Genomic DNA, 18329 nt, shown 5'->3' on the forward strand with positions numbered 1-18329 from the left:
GATTTAGCACATTGGCTAATATTAATTTTTTCTAAAGGTGAATAATCTTTGTTATTTTTAAAATCCATTTTACTTGGTACTAGATACATACTTAACATGCAATAAGTCTGACGAAAGTGAATGTAAGCTTTAGAGTCGGATTCACTTCTATGAAGGCGAGACTAGAACTGTAATAAAAATTTTAAACTAACTCATGAAGTTATGACTTTGTGGTAAGTTTGGTCGGAGTATACACCGTGAAAAAAATAGTAGCAGAATTAATTTTATTAAGTAATAAATCTATATATCCAAGAGTCTATTGTATTGATGAAACGGGATGTGAAAATGAAGCCATAACCGTGACACTTTGTGATGCTATATGGGAGCTATGTGGTAGACCTCTTTTGGAGTTAAAAGAGTTAATAAATAATTTTATTTTGGAAAAATATTACCCAATTGATCAAGAGTTACCAGATATGTCAATTAATGATAAATTTATTTGGGTAAGATCAACATTGGCAAATAAAAGTGAGATTTGTATATCAAATGAGAATATCCCAGAGTATTCCATTGATGATGGATTACCCCAATATTTTAATTTCGAGCAGTTTAATACAGTATGTAATGTTGTAGAAGAGTTTGAAAATATAATAATTAAATATGGAAAAGAAAATTTAATTGGTATTAAAATTGAGATTGATTTTCCATAATTTTGAATCAGGTCTTACATTGACTAATTAGGTGGATAGCGTGGATAAACTTGATCAGTTTAAAATTATTCAAGAGATAGTAAATCAGGCGATTTCTGTAGTAGACCCTGGATAGATTGAATTAATACTTACTTATCATATAGAAGATAATCATAGCGAATTTGGTAATAGCTACTTAATAAATCAAGCTGGAAAGGTTTATGAGAAAGGATTGCCAGTTACAAAGGATCTCGATTTTTGGTTTAGAAAGTTGCAATTTGCATTGCTCAAAGTAAATAAACAGCTTTTCACTTCTTGTAAACTTCATTTGTGGGCTAATGGAAAATTTAAGTTTTTTTATGGATATGATGCGGTAGATTGGGATAAGCTAATGATGGCTGGATGGAATTTTCCTTTAGTTACTTCTGCACTAATTAAGTTTTTAAATATACCAACCAGCTTAAACTATAGATAATGTAAAATATGATAGTTTAATTCAGAATTTTTTAGGGTTTATCTCAGCTCAATATTCTTCCATTACAATATGATAGCCCAGCATGAACACAACTTAAATTCTATTTAAAGCTAACACATATAATTAGCTGGTATCTTGACAAAGATATTTAAATGAATATATGTCAAATGGCAAATTTTTTTGATGTAAGAAATAGAAATTTAAGATGATTTTGTAAGATAAAAAACTAAAATAGTGGAATGTTAAATATATGAATTTCCGGAGTATAGAGCCATTCGGTTTATTGGATTCTAATCTGAATTTAATAGAGCATAAAACGTATAACATTTTTGGAGAGTCAAAAGAAATTACTTTTACTCTTGCTGGTTATGGAGTTGATGATATTACAAATGCTCAAGAGCGAGCTTACAATGAATTTCTTGGTAATTCTTTAGACTATATTACGTTAATAGAGGGAGCTCTATTTAATTATTATATATTAAATAGAGAGAAAATATATCAAGATTTACCTTATGATGAAATGGTGCCCCATGTCCAAATTGTTTTTGATTTGAAGAAAGTTTTTGATTGGGATCAATTATATTTTTTACCTAATGGCGACATAGTTTTTATGTTTGAAGCAACTTTCGAACCAGAGTTGGGGATAGGCGTCTTGATAGTTGATAAATATGTTAAAACTATTAATGTACAAGAATATTTTATTTGAATGATGAAATGCTGGCATCTTATCTGTAATACAATCGCACCGGCTAAGATGAATCAGTTTTCTCTATTACACAACACTTTTTCAATGATTCGTAAGTGAAGTTATATGCATAAGTCCAATATCATTCGACAAAATCAAGAGAATAATATTTTAATTAGAAATGCTATTAAAAATCATAATTTGATTAATTTAAAAAAGATATTTAACGAATTTCCTAGTTTAATATTTATAGATACACCATTTGGTAGCTGGCTTCATGTAGCTGTTAGTAGTGGAGCATTAGAAATAGTTAAATATCTAATTTCTGAAGGGGTGGATCCTAATAAAAAAGGGGGAACTTTTGGGGGCAATAGTTTAAATACAGCAGCATCAAGTGGACATATTGATATAGTAGAATACTTATTGTCATTAAATGTTGAAATGGATACCACAGAACCAGAAAAAAATCCTTTATTTGGTGCCATAATGAAAGGAAGTTTACCGATCGCTGAAAAATTAATTTGTCACGGTATTGACTATAAAATGTCTTATACTGGCAATTATATGAATAAAATGGATGCTGAGGCATTTGCTTTAGAGCGTGGAGAAATAGAAATAGCAAACTATTTAAATTCCTTGAAATGAAAGTCTGATAACTTTAATAAGTATGGTATTCGATAGCTTATGTGTAACTTTGGGAGTTAAATAACTTATATGAATTTGAAGCATCTAGATTCAGATATAGATTTCGTAGTAACACCTGCAGCATTTTTAGGTGTTTTTGATATATATGATCGTGAGGAAACATGGGGGGCCTATTTAGACCAATTTGATCCGAATAATCCAAAAGAACTAGATGATTTGCTAGAGAAATACTTTTTTAATAACGGTAGAGTTTTGAGGTTTACAGTTGATCATAAAATTGAAATGATAAAAGTTCTTATTAATGCTTTAAATGATAAAAACTTTAACTTTGATGCATTATTAGTAAATGATGAAGATCCATATGATACATTTTCTCTTCCATATACTTGGGAATTCAAGCGACCTAGATTCTATTTTGAAGAAGTTTATCAGTTGTCGTATAAATATTGGGGAAATGACCTTAAAGAAGCTGGTTTTAATATGCCTTGTTTAAATGATTTTTAACTTTTTCTATATGCTATTCAAAATAGACAGGATTTGTTAAATGCACCAAGATAATTCTATATCTATTTGGGTGGGGAATTTAGATTCTTCTTGTGACTTAGATAACTATGTCTTAAATCGATATTCATTAGATGGTGATTTTGAAGGATCTTTATTTACAGTTGAATTCCAGATTGATTTTATTGATGAGGATTTTGTTGAGAAAAGTTTCTTTGATTTTACCAGTAATTTAGAATTAGCTTTCAATGGGTTTTCCTACGATGAACAAATTTTGGAAGAACTAAAATTAAAAGATATAAAATTATTGTTTCCCATTAATTTTATAATTCTAATTTATAATTTTGCATATAAATTAAATCACAAAAGTGTAGGGAAGGTTCAATTTTTAGGTACATTGCCTTATAAAAAACCATAATTTTTTATTTAATATAGATGCTATATTTTGAAGTTTTATTAATTCAAAATAAAAATAGATATAGCGTGGTAATTAAAAGTTACTTTTGTATTTGCGCTGAGATATTAGCTAATGGATATAAATGGAGTTTTAAAGTGGGAACTTTAAATGATAAAGTTTTTGGAGAGTTGTATAATAAGGAGCTACTTTGGTTACGTCCATATGAAATAGAAATATTTCATACATTATATCCAGTTGAATTAAATGTTTATACATATGAAGATGATGGTAGTGATATCACTCAAAATCAAAGAGATACTTTTATTCATTTTGAGTTAAACAAAAAAAATATTTTGGATAATGTTGAAAAAGAGATCAAAAAGTATTGTTATGAAAACTTTCAGATTGCTGAATTGGAAAGTATAAAAAAAATGGTTATTTTAAAATGTTTGAAAATTATACATACTGAAATAGGGGAGGATAGGAAATTAGGATTCATTTTTGATTCTATATTTGATCCAGAGCTTGGTATAGGTGTCTTAGTTATAAATGAGAAAATTGTTGAGGTAGGAGTGCAAGATATAGTGCTTTAATATAATTTGGGAAGCAATAGAGTTAAAATGTAAAATAGTAGATGTGACAGCTAATAAAAGAGTTAAGAAATGGATGAATTAAAGATAATTGCTAAGAATATCCATAGTGCAATTAGAGATGGTAATAATGAGTTAGCTATAAAGTTATTAAAAGATCATAGGCATTTAGGAATTTTAAATTTTAAAACTCCTTTCGGTACTTGGCTGCATGACGCTGCTTTACATAATCGTAAAGATATTATTGTATACTTGGTGTCAGCAGGAGTTGATATTAATGAACAAGGTGGACCCCTCCGTGGTAATGCTCTAAGTCAAGCAGTTAATAAGGAAAATATTGAAATTATTCAATATTTTTTGAATTTAAATATGGAGATAATAACATCAGATTCTAGAAAAAATCCTTTGTTTACTGCAATTTATCGTGGAAATCTTGATATTGTTAAAATTTTGATTAAGCATGGTGTAAATTATAGAGTGGCATATACTGGAGATTATGCAGAGAACCTTGATGCTGAAGCATTTGCTTTAGAGCTAGGTGAAAGAGAAATAGCTAACTATTTGCACTCTTTGAAGAAACAAGATCATCTATTATAATGTAGTGTAAATTTTCTATATTTTTTTAAATTTACTTGTTTTGAATAAAAATAAAATATCTAATTGTATCTTAGTTTATAATAATATTTAATATACATGGTTTTTATATTTTTAGATAAAATTTTATTATGAAAAAATTTGATTACTATGGTGTGAGTTATGATAATGAAAAAGATATGATTTCAAAATTAAGTAAAATTTTGGGAATTGTATTTATACCTCATGATAGTTCCTTTTGGGGAGATTATTTTTTAGCAAAAATTGGTGGTAATGGTAAGTGTAGGCTTTTTCAAAATTTTAATCCATGTGAAGATGATTGGAACTACCCGGATCATAAGCATGTTGAGTGGATTATGGAAATAAATGGAACACCTGAAATGGATAATATATTTAATAAATTGTTAAATGAAGCTGAATCTAATATTTTTTTATTATATCGATCAGAGGTAGAAGCTTTAAATTATATAAAAGAGTATGAATTTAAAGATGGTGATTTTAAGTTGGTTAATGAGGTTTTTTATAAGAAAAAATAATTTTATTGTTTTGATTGGAAAAAACAGCTCTAAATAAATTTTTATGATTTCTTCTGTTATTCATATTTTATAATTTGTTGATAGCTTATCTTTAACATTTTAAATGAAATTATTTTATATTTTAATTGATAGGGAAATGTAATGGATTGGACTCAGAAAATAGCGAGATTGGCTCTTGTGAAAAATTCTTTGTATGAGGCAGATACTAAGAAAATCTGGCCTTATTATTTACCTGAATTAGCTGCAACTATAGATGATATTATAAAAACTGAAATTATATTGGGTGAGGAAATTGATAAATTTTATAAGTGCTTTCTTTTATATGCAAATGGATGGAAAGGCTTTTATCAATATGTAGATTTATTTGGTCTGACAGATTTGATAGAAGGAGAAAAAAAGAAATATGCATTGGATTTATTAAATATAATCGATATTACATATCTTTCTAAAAAAGGCATTCGTAGAACTGATTTGATGCCAATAGCAGCTACTTTAATTGATAATGATATTTTTTTAATAGGTAAACCTAATTCATCAATAGCTGGGGAAATAATTTGGTATGCTGAGGAAGAAATTGAAATTTTTAAAAATTTTAATGAATTTTTTTTAGCAATGATTGATTATAATATTGAAGAGGTTAATGATCTTAAAAGTGGATTGGTTGATATTTAACCTAAATAATAAGTCGATATATTGATGGAGAATAAACTATGACTTTATCTAAAAGTTGGTCTGATTTTGGTTTAAGCGGACCTAAAAATTTAAATTTAGATGAAATTTTAAAGATTGAATCTATTTTGAATATTGAATTTCCCTTCTTGTATAAAAGTTTAGTTGAATATGCAAACCCTGCATATATAGAGGTTGGTTCTTTTTATTACGGTGATGATGAAACATGTATAAGTGATTTTTTTCCTCTAACTCAATCACATGAGTATGGTTCATTCTTATGGTATGCAATTGATAATTCTATAATTCCTAAAGGTATTTTACCATTTGCAAGAGATGCTGGAGATTTCTTGATTTGTTTTGATTATCGAGAAACAAAAACATCGCCTAAAATAATTTTACTTGATAGCTTCTTGTCGGAAATATATCCAATTTCAAATAATTTTAAAGATTTTTTGGAGCTTTTACATGAGTGATTGATATATTCATAAATGTTTTAATTACCTTTGTGATTGATATTAAGATAAATATAAAATTTGAAATTGTTGTAGATGTAATTAAAACTTTAATTTCGAGAAAATAGAGAAATATTTAGTATGTCATTAAAGTATCCGAATAGCACTGTTAATTTTTCAGCAAGTCCAGCACATGCTTTGACTCCCTTTCAGGTGTATGATCGGGATGAATGGGAAAATTACTTATCCGAATATGATCCAAATGACTTTACTCAAATGAAACCCTTATTTAATGAGTATTTTTTTAAAGTAAAAAATAAAAAGTATAATGTTCATCATAAAGCAGTAGTTATGCTCTCATTAGAGAAAGCTTTACTGACTGAGAATTATAACTTCGCTGAATTATTAGAGTCTGATGATGAAACATGCTTTTATTTTCCTTATAATTGGAAAATTGAAAAACCTAGAGATTTTTTTAAGAGTATTTATGGTTTGATGTTTGAGATCTGGGGTAGTGAAGTAATTAATTCGGGATATAAAATTTTACCACCAAACGAAATATTATAAGCTTGGGATAATTATAATATATTTCATTTGTACTGGGCTCTTTTGATTTTTTAGCTATTTTTCAACGTATTGTTAGGTATGGGAAAGTATTACCATGAGTGAATATTTTAAGATGTACACAGAATCGCATGATGGAATAGAAGGAACGTTCTATTGTGAGGTGGAAAAAGGGTTGATAATCCGTCATGTTAGTGTTTTTGAAGGAATTTTTTATTGGGCAACTCCTAAAGAATATTTTCATGAACAATATGATTTTACAGATCAGCCAGAGTTTGGAGAGGCTGATGAGAGTGCAATTTCTATATCAAAAGCTGAGTTTGATGTGACATGGAATCATGCAGTAAGGCAGAATTTAATTTGAATATCATCAATGGTGATCTTATTGATCTAGCAAAAAATGGAAATTTTGATGTAATTATTCATGGATGTAATTGCTTTTGTAGAATGGGTGTGGGAATAGCATAAAGTAATTAAACAAGATTTCTATTCTTGTAAAATAGCTTACCCTATGCTCGGAACTAGTCTTGTTGGTGGAGACTGTAATAAAGTATTGTAAGTTTTAGGTAATTATAATATATTTTATTTGTAAGTTTTGTGAACTTTAAATATTTCTTAACTTTAATGGTTTTAAATTAATAAGGTTATATGATGATAAAAAGAATTGTTAATCCTTTTTATATCTGCTTTTTTTTATCAAATATATTATTTTATCGAGATTTTGATGAAGTTCAGACTCAAGGTGTTATATTTAATAGTATAGATTTTACTAGTTTAAAACATATTGATATTTTATTAGAAGAATTGGTAAAGCCTGAATTTATGAGATTAGATGATTCGACGAAAGAAAGGGTGATGCATTCGTTGTATTATATGAATATATCAAATAATCAAAAATTTATTTCATTTGTTTTGGGTTATTTTGATCTTTTAGATTTTTCTGAAATTGCAGTTGATTATTTTTTGAGAAAAATGTGGGAAATATTTTTTGATGGTATTCAGTTGAATTTATTAAAAGAAGATTTTAATGTTTCTTATAAAGTTTTAAATGATAATAATATAAATTACATTCTTCAAAGTGAAAGTAAAGATATGAGTGGAGTATTGGATGAAGTATATGGAAAAATATTAAATATTTAAAATTTATATAATGTTTTTATAGTGTATTCAAAAGTATTATATTTTTTATGGAAATCAAAAAATTAAGACTAATTTTCTACAAGTTTTTTAAAAGGAACTAAAATGAGGAAGTTGTTAATCTATTTAGGAGAAAATAAAACTTTTGATATTAATCAGATAGTAGAAAAAATTTCAAGTATTTTAGGAGTTTCAAATTTAAAAGTTGGAGATTTCATTGGTGCTATTTTGGAATGTGAGTATTCATTAAATGGAAGTTCAACTATAGTTAGAATGAGTAAAGATGCTGAAACTTTAACAATAGAAGGCGTTGGAGATGAAGCTATTGATTTTGCTTTAAAAATTCAAAAATTATTGCCTTATCCTTTATTCATGATGGATATGGAATATAACTTTAATATTAGATTGTTGGATTATAATTCTCTTGATGAAATTAGAAAAACGACCTTAATTTATTTTTAAAATTATAATTATAGTCTTGTTTTTTTATTAAATGTCCTGATTTAATGAATAATCTTTAAGATATAAAAATTTGAATGCTTAATATAGTAAATTTAATCAAAAATTATAAGTTCGTCACTTAAAATTCTTAAAGTTAAAGTCATTAATGTTATAATCTGATTTAATGCTAAGGTGTTCAAACTTAGTCATCGGATGCTAGTTTTTAAGTATTTTTTTTGGCGTTTAAGCCCACATAAATTATAGTTCAAGTGTTAAATACTTAACTCATCTAAATGAATATTATTGAAAAATGAAAAATAGGTTAATGACATGACAATTGATAAAACAGAATTATATTGGTCTTCGCTATGTAGTTTAACAGCAGAGTTGCGTTGTTGGGTCCATATAGTTCGGAAGCACGATTCTTCGGTTGAGAAAGGTAGGTGGGGGCAAATGTTAACAATCTCTATCGAAAATTATTTAGAAGGGCCTGATGGTTTTGTTTCTTTTAAAGATATAGAAGTCGTAGAGATTTCAATAAATCGTCTTAGGGGAGGAATGGCAAATCGCCCATTGCAGATGATTGATATAAAAACTGAAATCTTAGAGGCTTTACACGAGACTCAGCTGCGTTGGGAAATACGTGAGAGTGTTTGGTCTGTTGATAGGATTTTAGAAGAAGAGTCTGTATCAGTGATTGCTATCTTAAATCCTTTCAATTATGGCTAACTTGCTATCTCATGTAGTAGGTGATTTTTTTTAATTATAACATGCACTTATAAAATAATATGATTATTACTCATATCGAATAATAATAACTTAAATTGATAATATTACTACGAGTGAATTATAGTAATTCACACTTCATTATTGATGATACTGACTCATCCTATTTATCAAAGAGATGCATTATTTTCATCGTTAGTATTTAAATAATCTTCTAGCGTGCCTATTAATATTTTACACTATACTAATCTCATGATTGAAAATTCAATTTATAAATTAAGTAAATATTCCTAGAGGATTACAAAAATGACATTAAAAGAAAAATTAAGTGAATTTGATGACGCGATAGTAGCAGTCGCACTACATGCTCCGGATGACTATGCTGAGTGGCAGCTTGAATACTTTCCTACCCAAGCTGCAATTCATGAAGATACTATGAGTGATTTAAAAGAGCTATGGAATGAGATTAGATCACAAATTAAAAAAGATTTAGCTAAAGCCGACTATGTTGGAGTTAAACTTCAAGAAATGTTTGATGCTTATGATAAAGGAGATAAAGTGGAAGGAAAAAAATAGCTTGGGAGCTTGCAGATTTATACGATATTAATAAATTGAGATAATATTATAGATGCTCGATGTATTTAATAAAGATAACATTTTAAAAGCACAAAAAATGATATGTACAATATTTATGAATTTAGGTAGTGAGAAAAATGTCTTTAAAAGAAAAATTAGGTGAATTAGAAGATTCATTAGTCACAGTAGAGTACTGTGCTCCAGATGACTATGATGAATGGCTTCTTAAATACTTTCCTACTCAAGAAGCTATTCACGAAGAACGAATTAAAGATTTAAGAGAATTGTGGTCTGAAATTAGACCAAAAATAAAAAAAGATCTGGTGAAAGCCGATTATGTTGAAATTAAATTTCAAGAAATGATGGACGCTTTTAATAGGGGGGATAAGGATGAAGGAAAAAAAATTGCTGGAGAGCTTGCTGATTTATATGATATTACCAAGCTAAGATAATATTTTAGATGCTCGATGTATTTAATGAAGATAATATTTTAAAAGCAAAAAAAAATGATATGTACAATATTTATGAGTTTAGGTAGTGACTAAAATGTCTTTAAGAGAAAAATTAGGTGAATTAGAAGACTCACTTGTTACAGTAATGCATTGTGCTCCAGACGACTATAATGAGTGGCTTCTTAAATACTTTCCTACTCAAGAAGCTATTCATGAAGAACGAATTAAAGATTTAAGAGAATTGTGGTCTGAAATTAGACCAAAAATTAAAAAAGATCTGGTGAAAGCCGATTATGTTGAAATTAAATTTCAAGAAATGATGGACGCTTTTAATAGGGGGGATAAGGATGAAGGAAAAAAAATTGCTGGAGAGCTTGCTGATTTATATGATATTACCAAGCTAAGATAATATTTTAGATGCTCGATGTATTTAATGAAGATAATATTTTAAAAGCAAAAAAAAATGATATGTACAATATTTATGAGTTTAGGTAGTGACTAAAATGTCTTTAAGAGAAAAATTAGGTGAATTAGAAGACTCACTTGTTACAGTAATGCATTGTGCTCCAGACGACTATAATGAGTGGCTTCTTAAATACTTTCCTACTCAAGAAGCTATTCATGAAGAACGAATTAAAGATTTAAGAGAATTGTGGTCTGAAATTAGACCAAAAATTAAAAAAGACCTAGTGAAAGCTGACTATGTTGGAGTTAAACTTCAAGAAATGATGGATGCCTTTGATAAGGGCGATAAGAGCGAAGGGCAAAAAATTGCTAGAGAGTTGGCCGATTTATACGATATTACTAAATTGAAATAAGTTTTAGAGTTACTAAGTAAATTCACTTAATGAGAGATATATGTAAATGTTATTACAAGATAAATTAAAATGGATAGAAAATAAATTATCCTTAATCTCAAACAATACTCAAGATAATCAGTTATCTGAAAGTGAAAAGAATGAGTGGGAAGGTATTTTTGTTGAAATAAAAAGATTGTGGGAAGAAATAGTTTTTGAAGTTCAAAAAGACACTGTAAAGGCATTACAAATTGAAAGAAAAACTATTGAAATGATTGATGTATTTCATCAAGATGACATCTTAAAAGCAAAAAAAATAGCTTGGGAAATAGCTCATATGTATACCATTACTGAATTGAAGTGATTAATTTTTATAAGAAGGTATTTAATATTCATGGTTGTACAGAAAATTTATATTTTTGGAGATAAGATTCCATTATGAATAAATATGATTATTATGGCGTGAGTTATGATAACGAAGAAAATATGATTTTAAAGTTGAGTGAAATTTTAGGAGTTGTATTTATACCTCATGATAGTTCTTTCTGGGGGGATAAATTCTGAATTTATTATATCAATCAGAGCTTTTAAATATAATTGTCCAAGAAATTTCTTACGTTGCGCCCAGAAACTGGGAGCAAGTACTTTATTACACGGAGAGATTAGACGATCAAGATATTGGGATAAGGAATAAATCTACTGCCGAATGTTGGATTGGCAAAGAGAAGACACCTTATGATAATTCGAAAGGTCCCCCATTAAGAGCTTCTATGGAGCTCTTTGAAGCAATAAATAATTTATATAAAGAAGCTCACAACTGTGGAAATCTATGGTGTGGTTTACTTTTGACTATTAATAAAAATGGTAAATATTTTTCTAAGTTTTATTATGAAGACACACCTCTTCTTGATGGTAATGATGAGGAATTAGATGAAAGAATAAATGATTTAAAATCTTAATTAATTAAATTTAACCTAAATATCTTTTTAAAATTTTTAAATATTTTGGCTACTTTATAGCCCACAATTTAATTATTTTATGAGAATAAATAATATTTTGCTACTCTAAACTACACGAAATCATATTCTGTACAGGTTTGGTTCAAGAATGGCCAAATAAACATGGCTTTTCCTATTTGGGGTGAATAATGAAAGCAAAACAGGAAATATTCAATTTACTTAGTGTGCTTAAAGTGTTTGATGTCAACTATGTAAGCCATGAGGATTGTTTGAAACTGCATGGTTTGAATGTGAATCAGCCTGAGGATGTAGTTAAAGCTGTTAGAACTTTGCTTTTGCCAGAGTTTAATATATATCCTCAGGGCTCACGACAACGACTAATAGCTTTACTCAGTGCGACAATTTTGGATTCCAGTGAGGATTTTAGTATGCTTTTTGATCGAATTGAACTGGCATTTGATAATGAGGTGATTGATAAGCGTGCTTTTATATCTGCTTTGTTGGTTGGGATTGAATCAGCCTCTTAACCTGCCATTCGGAATATCATTTCTACCGAGGTAGTGGATTTGATCTCAAAAATATCAAAATATTGAGATTAATCGAGTGGTCGATGTAATTCTAAATCCAAGAAAGAAGTAGAATGACTTCTTCCTTTAATGATTCGTCATAATTAATGAGGTGCATTATCTTCATCAATAGTATCTAAGTAAGCACCCAAAAATCCTGTTAAGATTAAGGCAATTTATGATAGTAACTCAATTCGTCCAGAAGGTTTTGTAACTAAATATCAGAAAGCAGATGATAGGTGGATTAGAGTTCAATTTGAAAATAGAGCAGGGGGATAAAATGGATTTTTTAAGGAAATCAGAATTAATTAATTTTATACTTCAAAAAATTGCATCTTTGGCCGTAAATGATTGGCGAAATATTGTCTATTATACTGAAAGACTCAGAGATAATAGTATTGGATTGAGAAATAAGGATACAGCTTTATGTTGGGTTGGTGATAATCTAAAATTATATACGGCTGATTATCCTTTACGTTCTTCTATGGAACCTTATAAGACAATAAATATTCTTTTTGAAGAGTGTGAAAAATCTGGTGATAATTGGTGTGCTTTATCTTTATTTTTAGACCATAATGGCAAATATTCTTCTAAGTTTTATTATGAAGGTACACCTCTTCTTGATGGTAATGAAAAGGAATTAGATAAAAGAATAAATGATTTAAAATCTTAATTAATTAAATTTAGCCTAAATATCTTTTTAAAATTTTTAGATATCTAGGCTTCTTTATATTCAAAAAAATCAAGTGTTTTATTTATATTGCTTCTTAAAAATATTTATCAACTTAATTGAAATTAGATAGTGAGATTTTTCTTTTAATAATAAAAAGCTTTACTATTTATTGTGTGTTTATTACTAATTTAATTAACTATTTCTAGTTTTAAAAATATAGCACTAAGTCATTAAAACTTAATGCCATATTTTTAAGTAAAAATAATATGCTCTTTACTTAATCTTTTTAAATATAAAGTCATTAATCTTATGACCTGACTCAATACCACGGCGTTCAAACTTAGTCACTGGGCGCCAATCTGGACGAGGGTAGCTGTTGCCTTTACCTGCCAAGTTTTCAAGGTCTGGGCGGTTATCTAATACATCTAGCATCCATTCTGCGTACGGTTCCCAATCTGTTGCTGCGTGGAACGTACCGCCAAGCTCAAGTTTTTGTTCAACCAATGGCATACGCTCATGAGCAACAAAACGGCGTTTGAAATGACGTTTCTTTTGCCAAGGGTCTGGGAAGTAAAGTTGTATGCAGTTAATGCTGTTGTCTGGCATTTCACGTAGAACCTGAATCGCATCTGCATCAAGTACACGTAAGTTTTTAACTTCTGCTATACCTGCTTCATATAGGCATTGAGCAATACCAGGTACATGGACTTCAATACCCACATAGTTACGTTCAGGATTTGCTTTTGCCATAAGTACTAACGAACGACCCATACCAAAACCGATTTCAACAGTTAATGGACGCTGTGGGTGTTCGAAGTGTTGACGTAAGTCGCCAACAGGATATTCCAAAATTAAATCGCGATGTTGTTCTAATGCCGTGCGTTGAGACGTATTAAGTGGTGCTGAACGACGCATAAACGTCACAATTTCACGGTGTTCAGGCAAATTGTCTAAGTCTGCAATTTGCGTTTCTAACTGATCGATCGACATAACCTTGGCAATATTGAAATTCAAATGCGGTATTTTAAGTCTTCATGGGATCAAGTCAAATGTTTCGGTGTTTTTCTTCATGTAGATGTCATGATCAATATTTACTCTAAGAGACTAATTAAAACTCATATGAACACTTTTACTCATGAAAACTTTTCAATTAAGAACACTTTCGGTCTTTTTAAGTGCATTAGGTGCATTTTCATATAGCTCAGTTGCTCAAGCGCAGCTCATGTTTAGCCAATATGTTGACGGCAGCAGCAATAAAAAAGGCTTGGAAATTTATAATCCAGATGGCGCTACGGTTAATTTAGCCGATTATGAAATTCAACAATTTAATAATGGTGGTACAGCAAAGACTGTGGCTTTTCGTTTACAAGGCACGCTCGCGAGTAAGCAGAAGTTTTTAGTGGGGCGCTCAGAGTTACAAACTGAGCTTGGAAGTAAAGTTAATCAGGTGGCTGCTTTATCTTTTAATGGTGATGATGCGGTTGTACTCGTTTATAAAGGTACGCCTGTAGATCGTTTTGGCCGCATTGGTGAGCGTCCAGCAGCGGGATGGGGGACGGCAGTTTCAAGCTTGGGAAATAGTTTTAAGCGTATTGAAACAGAAAATCCAGCTTTAAGTGTTGATGCAACCGCAGCATTTGATTTGGACCATTCATGGTCGGCTTGGACAAACCGAAATGACTTTTCAAATTTATCGGGTTCTACAACTCAACCTCCTGTTGAAACGGTAAGTTGTTCAAGCTCAGATACACCAATTGCAGACTTGACGGCAGCAACTCAAGACCAGACTTATACTGTGCGTGGTGTGATTACAGCTGATTATCGTTATGCCAATGGCTTCTCTGGTTTTTATGTTCAGACGCCAGACACAAAAGCACGTGCAAATGTCAGTAATGCTATTTTTGTTTATATTCCAAATAGCAGTGCAGTAAAAGGTGGGCAAGTTGGCGATGAAGTTATTTTACGTGGTCGTTTAACGTCTTATCAAAGTCAGCTACAAATAGATCAATTACAACAAGATATTCAAACCTGTAATAGCAATATGGCAAATCAGGTTCAGCCGATTAGCCTTGAACTTCCGTTTGCTAGTTTAACGGATGGCTCAATTAATTCACCGCAGCGTTATCAAGGTATGTTGGTCAAATTACCTCAGACTTTAACGGTGAGTGAGAACTATAATTATGGTCGTTATGGTGAGTTATCGCTGAGTTTAGGCCGTTTATATATTCCAACCAATTTATATCCAGCGTTATCTCCTGAAGCTAAAGCTCTAGCTCAGAAAAATTTATTATCGAAAATTATTTTTGATGATGGTTATAACAATCAAAACCGTACACCATGGTTACCAAGCAATTTTAGCGCTGCCAATACGTTACGCTCGGGTTATCAACTTAAAAATGCTGAAGGTATTTTAGAATATCGTTTTAATGGTTGGCGTGTACAACCAGTGCTTGGACGTAATCAACCTGAAGTTATTACTCAAACAAACCCGCGTCAAAGCGTCCTTACTAAAAATGCGAATCACATTCGTGTAGCTTCATTTAACGTTTTGAACTATGACAATGGTGCAACGGGTTTTCCAACAGAGCGTGGTGCGACAACACAAGCTGAGTTTGATAAACAGCATCGTAAAATTGTGAGTGCATTAAAAGCGATTGATGCCGATGTTTACGGTTTAATGGAAATTGCGAACAATGGTTATGGGCCTAACAGTGCAATTGCCAATTTGACCAAAGCTTTAGGTAGCGATTGGAAATATGTGGTTCCTGAAAATCTAGATCGTTTAGGTGGTGATGCGATTGCGGTTGCTATTATTTATAACAGCAAACGTGTTAAACCTTTAAATAAGCCTGTTGTGCTTGATTTGGGCGACAAGAACCGAACAACATTGGCGCAAAGTTTCCAAGCAGTTCGTGGTAATAAAACGTTTACTGTTATTCCAAACCACTTGAAATCGAAAAGCTGTAGTGGGGTCGATGCTAGCTCTACTGACGCAGACCAAAAAGATGGTCAAGGCTGTTGGAACCCAACTCGTGTGAAAGCCGTCGATCAAATTGTGCAATGGCTCGCGAAAAATCCAACTCAAGTGCAAAAGCAAAATGCTTTACTTGTAGGGGATATGAATAGTTACGCAAAAGAAGAGCCTATTTTGTCATTTGAAAAAGCGAATTATAAAGTTTTACTTAATGACAAAAAGGTCGGTCAGGGTACTCAGGCATATAGCTATGTGTATGGTGTTGCGAGTGATGCCAACGGCAATGGTGGAGCAGGTAACTTAGATCATGCAATTGCTGATGCAGCTTTGTATACCAAAGTGGTTAGAACCTTTGCATGGCATATCAATGCAGATGAGCCAACGGTTCTAGATTACAACGAAGAATATAAAACGGATGAGCAAAAGGCATTGTTCTATGGTGAAGATGCTTATCGTTCTTCGGACCATGACCCTGTAATTGTCGATCTGGATTTAAATGGAAAAGACTCAAGCCATCCTGACGATGATAAGAAAAATGGGATCTTTGATTTCTTAAATGAATTAATGAATTGGCTTAGTCAGTTGTTTAAGCGTAATTAACGGAAAAATTGCGTGACGCAAATGTGTTTTATCATATTTTAAACAATCGTCACGCAAGACAACTTGCAAGGAATAACTTTTTCAAGAATATTAGATGGTGTAAGTATTTTATAAGTTTACGCTTTTTTACAATTAAAGAATTGTGCAAACCTTGCAGGTTTTCTAGAAGCAATTTAAAACGTTAATATGAGATAACAAGGATCAGATATGAAATTATATTATTCGCCAGGCGCATGTTCTTTAGCTGCACATATTATTTTAAATGAAATTAATGTTGATTTTGATTTAGAACGAGTAAATTTAAAAACACATAAAACAGAAAAAGGCGCAGATTATTACGAGATTAATCCAAAGGGATATGTACCAGCTTTAGAAATTAATCCTGGCTTAATGTTAACCGAAAACGTTGCGATTTTACCGTTTCTTGCTCAGCATGATCCTAAGCAGGATTTAATTCCGCCATCAGGGATGGGCCGTGCGAAAGTATTGGAGTGGTTGGGGTATTTGAACTCTGAGTTACATGATGCCTATGCAGTATTCTTTGGGGCACCGTTAACGACTGATGAAAAAAATAAAGCTTATGCAGAAATTGATCGCCTTTTAAAATATATCGATAACTATTTGTCTGAATCTGATTACGATTATTTGGTAAATGATAATTTTGGTCCAGCAGATGCTTATCTATTTGTTTTAACAAATTGGTCAAACTCAATTGAGCATGACTTAACACCGTATAAGCACATTATTGCATTACGTAATAAAGTTGCAGAGCGTCAATCTGTACAAATTGCGATGCGTGATGAAGGTTTAATTTCATAAAAGATTTTAAAAGCCAAAAAAAGCCCCTAATTAATAGGGGCTTTTTTATACTAAAGACGATTAGTGTTGAGCATCTTTTTTCACATCAGCAGCTGCATTTTCAACAGCTTGAGCTGTATCGGCAGTTGCTTTACGTGCAGTTGCTTCAGTTTTTGCAGCAGCTTCAGCGGTTGCGTCAGCAGCATGATCAGTTGCAGCATCAATCTTCTCAGCAGCATTATCAGTCGCAGTTGCAATATCTTCTGCAGCTTTGTCACCAGCAGATTTGATATCCGCGCTTGCTTGTTGAGCAGCATTTTCTAAGTGTTCACCTGTAGTCGCGCCAGTTTCTGGAGCTTTATCTTTATTACAACCAACAAGGGCAACAGTCGCAGCAAGACCTAAAGCAACAAGTAATTTATTCATTGTGTTTTTCCTTCTAATTCATGGCATCCAAATATGGATGTCTAAAATATAAACATAAAGTAAATGATTAATAAAGATCGAAAATTGTTAAGAAGTTGTAACTCTAGTATTAAAAAAGCCTAGCATTTTGTAATGCTAGGCTTGAAATAAATAATAATGATTTTGATCGATTTTACTGCCCAGAACGGATGATGTAATCAAACGCAGAGAGTGATGCTTTAGCACCTTCACCTGTAGCAATAATGATTTGCTTGTAAGGTACAGTGGTACAGTCACCCGCCGCAAAGACACCTTGAACATTGGTTTCGTTGCGGTCATTCACAATAATCTCGCCACGGTTGGTTAACTCAACTTCACTGTCTTTCAAGAAGTCAGTGTTTGGTAATAAACCAATCTGGACAAAGATCCCTGCAAGCTCGACCACA

The 18329-nt window shown here is 31.0% G+C and carries 29 protein-coding genes; 26 read left to right on the forward strand and 3 right to left on the reverse strand.

Going from position 1 to position 18329, the window contains the following annotated elements; translation table 11 throughout:
• Nucleotides 1-236 precede the first annotated feature (236 nt).
• The 24 genes from AW165_RS08760 (at nt 237) to AW165_RS08875 (ending at nt 13106) form a co-directional block, all read left to right on the forward strand.
• On the forward strand, nt 237-689 hold the full coding sequence (locus AW165_RS08760; RefSeq protein ID WP_060465534.1) for a hypothetical protein: 453 nt from the start codon (nt 237-239) through the stop codon (nt 687-689).
• 211 nt (nt 690-900) lie between these two features.
• Nucleotides 901-1143 carry a hypothetical protein gene (locus AW165_RS08765; protein ID WP_060465535.1) on the forward strand — a complete coding sequence of 81 codons (243 nt, stop codon included), beginning with the start codon at nt 901-903 and terminating at the stop codon, nt 1141-1143.
• Between the two features lie 250 nt (nt 1144-1393).
• A complete protein-coding gene (locus tag AW165_RS08770; protein WP_060465536.1) occupies nt 1394-1849 on the forward strand; it encodes a DUF6985 domain-containing protein in 456 nt (151 codons plus the stop codon).
• A 105-nt stretch (nt 1850-1954) separates the two neighbouring features.
• Nucleotides 1955-2473 carry an ankyrin repeat domain-containing protein gene (locus tag AW165_RS08775; RefSeq protein ID WP_060465537.1) on the forward strand — a complete coding sequence of 173 codons (519 nt, stop codon included), beginning with the start codon at nt 1955-1957 and terminating at the stop codon, nt 2471-2473.
• A 69-nt stretch (nt 2474-2542) separates the two neighbouring features.
• Nucleotides 2543-2977 carry a hypothetical protein gene (locus AW165_RS08780; protein ID WP_060465538.1) on the forward strand — a complete coding sequence of 145 codons (435 nt, stop codon included), beginning with the start codon at nt 2543-2545 and terminating at the stop codon, nt 2975-2977.
• Nucleotides 2978-3017: 40 nt separating this feature from the next.
• Nucleotides 3018-3392, forward strand: coding sequence for an immunity 22 family protein (locus AW165_RS08785; protein ID WP_060465539.1), 375 nt, complete (start codon nt 3018-3020; stop codon nt 3390-3392).
• A 134-nt stretch (nt 3393-3526) separates the two neighbouring features.
• Entirely contained in the window at nt 3527-3964 is a 438-nt protein-coding gene (locus tag AW165_RS08790) for a DUF6985 domain-containing protein (protein ID WP_060465570.1), read from the forward strand.
• A 69-nt stretch (nt 3965-4033) separates the two neighbouring features.
• Complete coding sequence (locus AW165_RS08795) at nt 4034-4558, forward strand: ankyrin repeat domain-containing protein (RefSeq protein WP_060465540.1); 525 nt, start codon at nt 4034-4036, stop codon at nt 4556-4558.
• 128 nt (nt 4559-4686) lie between these two features.
• Nucleotides 4687-5091 carry a hypothetical protein gene (locus tag AW165_RS08800; RefSeq protein ID WP_060465541.1) on the forward strand — a complete coding sequence of 135 codons (405 nt, stop codon included), beginning with the start codon at nt 4687-4689 and terminating at the stop codon, nt 5089-5091.
• Between the two features lie 141 nt (nt 5092-5232).
• A complete protein-coding gene (locus AW165_RS08805) occupies nt 5233-5763 on the forward strand; it encodes an SMI1/KNR4 family protein (RefSeq protein WP_060465542.1) in 531 nt (176 codons plus the stop codon).
• A 38-nt stretch (nt 5764-5801) separates the two neighbouring features.
• Nucleotides 5802-6236 (forward strand): SMI1/KNR4 family protein, encoded by a 435-nt coding sequence (locus AW165_RS08810; protein WP_060465543.1) that lies wholly within the window; start codon nt 5802-5804, stop codon nt 6234-6236.
• A gap of 120 nt (nt 6237-6356) precedes the next feature.
• On the forward strand, nt 6357-6782 hold the full coding sequence (locus tag AW165_RS20085) for a hypothetical protein (protein WP_228138743.1): 426 nt from the start codon (nt 6357-6359) through the stop codon (nt 6780-6782).
• Nucleotides 6783-6876: 94 nt separating this feature from the next.
• Nucleotides 6877-7143, forward strand: coding sequence for a hypothetical protein (locus AW165_RS08820; RefSeq protein WP_060465544.1), 267 nt, complete (start codon nt 6877-6879; stop codon nt 7141-7143).
• A gap of 287 nt (nt 7144-7430) precedes the next feature.
• Nucleotides 7431-7919: a hypothetical protein gene (locus AW165_RS08825; RefSeq protein WP_060465545.1), complete on the forward strand. Its 489-nt coding sequence runs from the start codon at nt 7431-7433 to the stop codon at nt 7917-7919.
• Nucleotides 7920-8021: 102 nt separating this feature from the next.
• Nucleotides 8022-8378, forward strand: a complete 357-nt coding sequence (locus AW165_RS08830) for a hypothetical protein (RefSeq protein WP_060465546.1) — start codon at nt 8022-8024, stop codon at nt 8376-8378.
• A gap of 432 nt (nt 8379-8810) precedes the next feature.
• Nucleotides 8811-9086, forward strand: a complete 276-nt coding sequence (locus tag AW165_RS08835; protein ID WP_228138744.1) for a hypothetical protein — start codon at nt 8811-8813, stop codon at nt 9084-9086.
• A 303-nt stretch (nt 9087-9389) separates the two neighbouring features.
• The gene (locus AW165_RS08840) at nt 9390-9659 is read left to right on the forward strand and encodes a hypothetical protein (protein ID WP_060465548.1); all 270 of its coding nucleotides are present in this window, start codon (nt 9390-9392) and stop codon (nt 9657-9659) included.
• 137 nt (nt 9660-9796) lie between these two features.
• Entirely contained in the window at nt 9797-10111 is a 315-nt protein-coding gene (locus AW165_RS08845; protein WP_060465549.1) for a hypothetical protein, read from the forward strand.
• A 94-nt stretch (nt 10112-10205) separates the two neighbouring features.
• Complete coding sequence (locus AW165_RS08850; protein ID WP_060465550.1) at nt 10206-10520, forward strand: hypothetical protein; 315 nt, start codon at nt 10206-10208, stop codon at nt 10518-10520.
• Between the two features lie 94 nt (nt 10521-10614).
• The gene (locus AW165_RS08855; protein ID WP_060465551.1) at nt 10615-10929 is read left to right on the forward strand and encodes a hypothetical protein; all 315 of its coding nucleotides are present in this window, start codon (nt 10615-10617) and stop codon (nt 10927-10929) included.
• Nucleotides 10930-10975: 46 nt separating this feature from the next.
• Nucleotides 10976-11272: a hypothetical protein gene (locus AW165_RS08860; protein ID WP_060465552.1), complete on the forward strand. Its 297-nt coding sequence runs from the start codon at nt 10976-10978 to the stop codon at nt 11270-11272.
• 406 nt (nt 11273-11678) lie between these two features.
• On the forward strand, nt 11679-11867 hold the full coding sequence (locus tag AW165_RS20090) for a hypothetical protein (protein ID WP_228138745.1): 189 nt from the start codon (nt 11679-11681) through the stop codon (nt 11865-11867).
• A 188-nt stretch (nt 11868-12055) separates the two neighbouring features.
• Entirely contained in the window at nt 12056-12394 is a 339-nt protein-coding gene (locus tag AW165_RS08870) for a hypothetical protein (RefSeq protein WP_060465554.1), read from the forward strand.
• A 295-nt stretch (nt 12395-12689) separates the two neighbouring features.
• Nucleotides 12690-13106 (forward strand): hypothetical protein, encoded by a 417-nt coding sequence (locus AW165_RS08875; RefSeq protein ID WP_228138746.1) that lies wholly within the window; start codon nt 12690-12692, stop codon nt 13104-13106.
• Between the two features lie 273 nt (nt 13107-13379).
• Here the strand turns inward: AW165_RS08875 and trmB are convergent, their stop codons facing one another.
• Nucleotides 13380-14096 carry a tRNA (guanosine(46)-N7)-methyltransferase TrmB gene (trmB, locus tag AW165_RS08880; RefSeq protein WP_060465555.1) on the reverse strand — a complete coding sequence of 239 codons (717 nt, stop codon included), beginning with the start codon at nt 14094-14096 and terminating at the stop codon, nt 13380-13382.
• 145 nt (nt 14097-14241) lie between these two features.
• Here trmB and AW165_RS08885 point away from each other — a divergent pair, with 145 nt between their 5' ends.
• Nucleotides 14242-16680: an ExeM/NucH family extracellular endonuclease gene (locus tag AW165_RS08885; protein ID WP_060465556.1), complete on the forward strand. Its 2439-nt coding sequence runs from the start codon at nt 14242-14244 to the stop codon at nt 16678-16680.
• A gap of 207 nt (nt 16681-16887) precedes the next feature.
• On the forward strand, nt 16888-17499 hold the full coding sequence (locus AW165_RS08890; protein ID WP_060465557.1) for a glutathione binding-like protein: 612 nt from the start codon (nt 16888-16890) through the stop codon (nt 17497-17499).
• Between the two features lie 60 nt (nt 17500-17559).
• Here the strand turns inward: AW165_RS08890 and AW165_RS08895 are convergent, their stop codons facing one another.
• Nucleotides 17560-17904 carry a hypothetical protein gene (locus tag AW165_RS08895; protein ID WP_060465558.1) on the reverse strand — a complete coding sequence of 115 codons (345 nt, stop codon included), beginning with the start codon at nt 17902-17904 and terminating at the stop codon, nt 17560-17562.
• A gap of 172 nt (nt 17905-18076) precedes the next feature.
• Nucleotides 18077-18329: FAD-dependent oxidoreductase (locus tag AW165_RS08900; protein WP_171254244.1), on the reverse strand; the 253-nt coding region annotated here is incomplete at its 5' end.

Source organism: Acinetobacter sp. LMB-5, from assembly GCF_001541635.1.
GTDB lineage: Bacteria > Pseudomonadota > Gammaproteobacteria > Pseudomonadales > Moraxellaceae > Acinetobacter > Acinetobacter pittii.

Excerpts from the sequence above, each read along its gene's own strand:
- AW165_RS08785 (WP_060465539.1), top strand. The coding sequence starts at position 3,018 with ATGCACCAAGATAATTCTATATCTATTTGGGTGGGGAATTTAGATTCT.
- AW165_RS08830 (WP_060465546.1), top strand. The coding sequence starts at position 8,022 with ATGAGGAAGTTGTTAATCTATTTAGGAGAAAATAAAACTTTTGATATT.
- trmB (WP_060465555.1), bottom strand. The coding sequence starts at position 14,096 with ATGTCGATCGATCAGTTAGAAACGCAAATTGCAGACTTAGACAATTTG.
- AW165_RS08810 (WP_060465543.1), top strand. The coding sequence starts at position 5,802 with ATGACTTTATCTAAAAGTTGGTCTGATTTTGGTTTAAGCGGACCTAAA.
- AW165_RS08805 (WP_060465542.1), top strand. The coding sequence starts at position 5,233 with ATGGATTGGACTCAGAAAATAGCGAGATTGGCTCTTGTGAAAAATTCT.
- AW165_RS08800 (WP_060465541.1), top strand. The coding sequence starts at position 4,687 with ATGAAAAAATTTGATTACTATGGTGTGAGTTATGATAATGAAAAAGAT.
- AW165_RS08820 (WP_060465544.1), top strand. The coding sequence starts at position 6,877 with ATGAGTGAATATTTTAAGATGTACACAGAATCGCATGATGGAATAGAA.
- AW165_RS08850 (WP_060465550.1), top strand. The coding sequence starts at position 10,206 with ATGTCTTTAAGAGAAAAATTAGGTGAATTAGAAGACTCACTTGTTACA.
- AW165_RS08795 (WP_060465540.1), top strand. The coding sequence starts at position 4,034 with ATGGATGAATTAAAGATAATTGCTAAGAATATCCATAGTGCAATTAGA.
- AW165_RS08840 (WP_060465548.1), top strand. The coding sequence starts at position 9,390 with ATGACATTAAAAGAAAAATTAAGTGAATTTGATGACGCGATAGTAGCA.
- AW165_RS08770 (WP_060465536.1), top strand. The coding sequence starts at position 1,394 with ATGAATTTCCGGAGTATAGAGCCATTCGGTTTATTGGATTCTAATCTG.
- AW165_RS20085 (WP_228138743.1), top strand. The coding sequence starts at position 6,357 with ATGTCATTAAAGTATCCGAATAGCACTGTTAATTTTTCAGCAAGTCCA.
- AW165_RS08845 (WP_060465549.1), top strand. The coding sequence starts at position 9,797 with ATGTCTTTAAAAGAAAAATTAGGTGAATTAGAAGATTCATTAGTCACA.
- AW165_RS08885 (WP_060465556.1), top strand. The coding sequence starts at position 14,242 with ATGAAAACTTTTCAATTAAGAACACTTTCGGTCTTTTTAAGTGCATTA.
- AW165_RS08895 (WP_060465558.1), bottom strand. The coding sequence starts at position 17,904 with ATGAATAAATTACTTGTTGCTTTAGGTCTTGCTGCGACTGTTGCCCTT.
- AW165_RS08775 (WP_060465537.1), top strand. The coding sequence starts at position 1,955 with ATGCATAAGTCCAATATCATTCGACAAAATCAAGAGAATAATATTTTA.
- AW165_RS08860 (WP_060465552.1), top strand. The coding sequence starts at position 10,976 with ATGTTATTACAAGATAAATTAAAATGGATAGAAAATAAATTATCCTTA.
- AW165_RS08870 (WP_060465554.1), top strand. The coding sequence starts at position 12,056 with ATGAAAGCAAAACAGGAAATATTCAATTTACTTAGTGTGCTTAAAGTG.
- AW165_RS20090 (WP_228138745.1), top strand. The coding sequence starts at position 11,679 with ATGGAGCTCTTTGAAGCAATAAATAATTTATATAAAGAAGCTCACAAC.
- AW165_RS08825 (WP_060465545.1), top strand. The coding sequence starts at position 7,431 with ATGATAAAAAGAATTGTTAATCCTTTTTATATCTGCTTTTTTTTATCA.
- AW165_RS08890 (WP_060465557.1), top strand. The coding sequence starts at position 16,888 with ATGAAATTATATTATTCGCCAGGCGCATGTTCTTTAGCTGCACATATT.
- AW165_RS08855 (WP_060465551.1), top strand. The coding sequence starts at position 10,615 with ATGTCTTTAAGAGAAAAATTAGGTGAATTAGAAGACTCACTTGTTACA.
- AW165_RS08835 (WP_228138744.1), top strand. The coding sequence starts at position 8,811 with ATGTTAACAATCTCTATCGAAAATTATTTAGAAGGGCCTGATGGTTTT.
- AW165_RS08780 (WP_060465538.1), top strand. The coding sequence starts at position 2,543 with ATGAATTTGAAGCATCTAGATTCAGATATAGATTTCGTAGTAACACCT.